General features: G+C 42.7%; 3 protein-coding genes. All 3 read right to left on the bottom strand.

Annotated elements, in window-relative coordinates; translation table 11 throughout:
• On the bottom strand, positions 1-222 hold a 222-nt coding region (locus LKD48_RS16170; protein WP_308732621.1), incomplete at its 3' end, for a beta-galactosidase.
• Between the two features lie 110 nt (positions 223-332).
• On the bottom strand, positions 333-2,795 hold the full coding sequence (locus tag LKD48_RS16165; protein WP_308732620.1) for a glycoside hydrolase family 2 TIM barrel-domain containing protein: 2,463 nt from the start codon (positions 2,793-2,795) through the stop codon (positions 333-335).
• A gap of 99 nt (positions 2,796-2,894) precedes the next feature.
• Positions 2,895-4,553 (bottom strand): beta-galactosidase (locus LKD48_RS16160; protein WP_308732619.1); only part of this gene is annotated, 1,659 nt, incomplete at its 5' end.

Below are 4,553 nucleotides of genomic sequence, written 5' to 3'. Positions count from 1 at the left end.
ATTTCTATTTCCTGTAAAATCGAATTTTCCTTCCTCTTCCTCATGATGAATCCAAATGACATAAACGGATGCAATCGCCAAACCGCCTGCTTTCATTTTACGAAGAGATTCCTCCCATAAATCTGCACGATATCGGCTAAAATGAATCTCGCCCATGACCGGAAACCATGGCATTCCATCCTTCGTCAGATATTTTTTTGTAAAACCATACGTTGTGTCCATGTTATCCGCCTTTCTTTTATAGGTTCTTCATTTTTGCCTTGACTATACTACCGTATCAGAAAAAAAGCATTACGTTTACTTGCTTTTCTCTTTCAAAATATTGCGGTCTTTCATTTTTGACTAATTGTCACGCTAGCTTTTCCAATAGCTGCATCAACACCTGATGCCTGTACTGTCAGTGTCAATTCTCCCTTGTTTTGTCCTGCACGAATAACCGCATAAGCCATTCCATTAAATGCATGACGTCCCTTAGTTTCCTTCCACTGCTCATGACACGCTGGATCACCATTATCAATTCCGATGATCTCTGCATCACCCTCCAGTGTAAAATCAAGTTCTGGGCATGCATCCAAAACAAGACGTCCCTCACCATCCACAATGCGAACCTCGGCCTGAACAATACTTCTTCCATCAGCATCTACACTTGTCTTATCAACTGTAAGCTTAATTGACGCTGCCTCACCTGTTGTCTCTACATTATAACGGCATACTTCTTTTCCATCGTGATATCCGACTACCTCGATTTTTCCAGGCTCATATGGAACATCCCAGCTTAAGAACAGATCATCTGTGTTGGCTGGTCTTCTATATCTGTCAAAATGGCCATAGCGCTCAGTCATTCCGTAGCATGGGAAGCCCTTTGACTTCATACCAAAAGAACGGCCATTTACAAAAAGTTCTGCATCCTCACAGTTCGTATAACAGATGACAGGGAGTACTGTTCCCTTTTTCAGCTTTAAGTTCCAATGTGGGCACAGATATGCAAATTTTTCCTTCTGATTCCATACACTTTTATAAAAATAGAATGCATCTTTTTCAAAACCACAAGTATCCAGACAGCCACAGCCTGCTGAACGCTGAGGCCAGTTTGCTTCTCCCAGATAATCAATGCCTGTCCACATATAATCACCGGCAACAAAATCATGAACCATCGTATAGCGAAGAAGCTTGCCTACCGTCACTGCCGCTGTATAATATGGCTTGTTCCAGAAGGATCCAGGATCCACTTCAAAGTTGTAGTCGCTTCGAATATATCCGGCTGATGGATTTTCTGTTCCGATCACGCAGCGATCCAAATGCTCCTCGCGGTCCGCATCGTACAAAAGCTCTGCGCGCGCTCTCCATCGGCCTACATAATTGTAGCCAACTACATCAATTTTATCCATAAATGCGTCGCGAGCTGAATATGGTTCTGCTGCAATCTGATCATGCGCAAGAGTCACCTTTCTGGTCGGGTCAATAGTATGGCAGTAGCCGCTCAATTCAACTGCAAGCTCCTCGCCGCCCACTACGACCTCCTCTGGGATCTCATTTCCAATACTCCAAAGCACGATTCCCGGATGATTGCGGTCACGATACAGCATTGTCTTTAAATCCCATTCATGACATGCATCAAAGTACATAGAATATCCATGACTTTCATGAGTATTTGAGCCAATTTCCTTTGCCTTCATCAATCTCCACTCATCGAATGCCTCGTCCATAACATAAAATCCAAGCTCATCACAAAGATCAAGAAGTGCTTCATCTGGCGGATTGTGTGAACAACGCACAGAATTAACGCCCATACATTTTAGCTTTTCGAGGCGACGTCTCCAAATTTCTGGCGGCACTGCAGCACCGACGCATCCTCCATCGTGATGCAGACAAACACCATTTAGCTTTACATGCTTTCCATTGATTAAAAATCCCTTCTTTGCATCAAATTCGATATTGCGAAATCCCACTTTATCAGTGCGCTCATCAATTATAGTGTCATTTTTCTTTAAAATGGTTGTCAGCTCATACAAATACGGTGTTTCGTGATCCCAAAGCACTGGATTTTCTACTTGAATAGAAAGTGACGTCTGCAATTGGCAAAGTGTCTTCGACACATCTTCATCCATTCCAGATAAAATAGCTGCATCCAAATCAGCTTCTGTCCAATCATTTTTCAGTGTAATATCCTTTTTTGCATTCTCTTCTCCATCCTGATCTTTTAATACAAATGTCAGACTTAATGAAGCGTCATCATCTTTCATACATTCTGATGTATGAAGCGTTGTGCTGATATTAAGATTTCCTTCATCTGTTGTCAAATACATTCCATAGCGAGCAATGTGAATTGGATGACGCTTTTCCAACCACACATCTCTTGTAATACCCGAACCAGAATACCATCGTGAACCTGGCTGCATGGAGTTATCCACACGAACAAGAATCTCATTTTCTCCTTCATGCACAAGTGCAGTGATATCCACCTCAAACGGGGTATAACCATATATATGACCGCCTGCATAGGTGCCGTTTACGAAGACGCTGCTCTTCATGTAAACGCCCTCAAAATACAAAATAATCTGTCTGTTTTTAATATCGTTCTCTGAAATGGTAATTGTTCTTTGATACCAGCCGATTCCAGCCTTCGCATAACCGCCAGATCCACATGTATCTGATTCTGGATCAAACGGATAGTCTGTACTCCAATCATGTGGCAGCGTTACAGCGCGAAATCCTTCAGATGGTGCTGTTTCATCTTTTTCATTTCTCTCATCCAGGCAGAATGTCCACCCAGTATGTAATCTATATTTTTCCATATTTCTAATCATGCCCTTTCTATTTTCCATGCTGCATTCGTGCAAGTTTTATTGCAACTTTTCCTGCTCTGCATCGTCGACAAGATCTAAACCTGACTATCAAGTAAACTGTTCTGTAAGCGTAATCGCCTCAATCCGACACGCTTTTTTATCATCCATTTTTGGCCATTCCTGCAGGTAGATATGATCTCCCTCATGCAGCGGATGAAGTACTGCTGTGATTTTTGTTGGGAAGTCAAAATATCCTAAACTAAAGAGTGCCCTCTGGCCTGTATAGAAATAATCGTTTACCTTTCTGCCATTTACAAAAAGTTCCATGCTTTCACATGCATAATCAAAGGAAAGAATACAATCATAGCCTTCCTTACGGTCATTTCTATTTTCCTTTGCATACTGCACGCTGATCTCATAGATCTTTTCGTCACCTTTTAATGTTTCTGGCTGACCGCAGCTGTTTACAAGCTCTCCAGAAAGTTCCTCTGGTGTCTTAGTAGACTGTACAAATGAAACACTTGTCTGTACATTTGCATTATTCTTTGCCTGGCTTCTCTTATAAACTGTAAGCTCGCCCTCGCCTGCAATCTCCTTAAAATCTGCCGGCAATACATCCTTTGAAAGCTTTGGGAATGTACGAATAATTGTCTCCTCACCGCCAACCACACGAAGAGCACCATTCTCTTCCCATACAAAATCATCTGACAATACAAGATATTCCTGCTGATCCCTTAATGTAACTCTTGCTGCTGACAATGCGTCTGCACGGCTAAGATGCAGAACCTTAGCAGGTGTGCCCTCCCATGTAAACTGCGGATCTTTATCACCGTAGAATACGTATACATCCTCGTCCTTGCATGACAGCTTGCATAGAGGTGTCGCAAGTGCACTCACCAAAACTGCATTTTTAAGCTTCATATTATATGGATAGAATGCGTACTCGCCGGACGCAATATCTGTTTTCGGGAAACGAACTGGCTCACCTTTTGTTTTTCCTTCAAGCACAACATCTTTATGATCATCCATTGTCAATCGTCTCTGATAGTTATTAACAAATACATAGCCATGTGTATCATCATGACGAACTGATACGCGAAGAGTATGTGTATCTCCCGGCTTAACAAAGTCTGGATCAATATCAGCTGGAAGAACAGCTAAATCAGCGCCAAAGTCCTGCAAAAAGTATGCAAGCAGACGAATTTCACGGTAATTGTCAGAGATCGTTCCATACTGACGAATTGGCGCATTAAAATCGTAGTTGATCTCTGGAAGATCATTTAAATATCCTGTCGCACGGCTCTCCTGAAGTGTGGAAAGCTTGCTATCTGGATTGCTGCCGCCATGATACATGTAGTAGCCTAGCAGTCCAACACCGCTTCCAAGCTTTGTAAGTGACATCGCACCAACATCATTTCCAGAAACAATAGGACGTCTGTGCTTTGTCACCTGTAAGCCACCGCCAAGCTCTGCTGTAAGATATGGAAAATCATCCTGATTGAATGTAACTGTATCGTCCACATGATGATCACTTGCAATAAGTGCATCGTTTCTGATATGACTAAATACATAATTTGTGTTTGGCTCAATCTCGGTAATGCGCTGATCCCAAGGTGCTTCGCAGTAGCCGCCCATTACAGGAAGAAGTCCTCCAGTCGCAGCACCTCCCCAGCCCGTTGCCGTGCAAAGCGGCAGATCAAAACCGATCTCTCGTGCCATTGCTGTAAGTGTGCGCATATGCTGCTCACCCTTTTCTCCATTATATCC

The organism is Anthropogastromicrobium aceti, from assembly GCF_020687335.1.
GTDB lineage: Bacteria > Bacillota > Clostridia > Lachnospirales > Lachnospiraceae > Anthropogastromicrobium > Anthropogastromicrobium aceti.
Note: the sequence above shows the minus strand (reverse complement) of the source record. Positions and strands in the feature narration are given on the sequence as shown.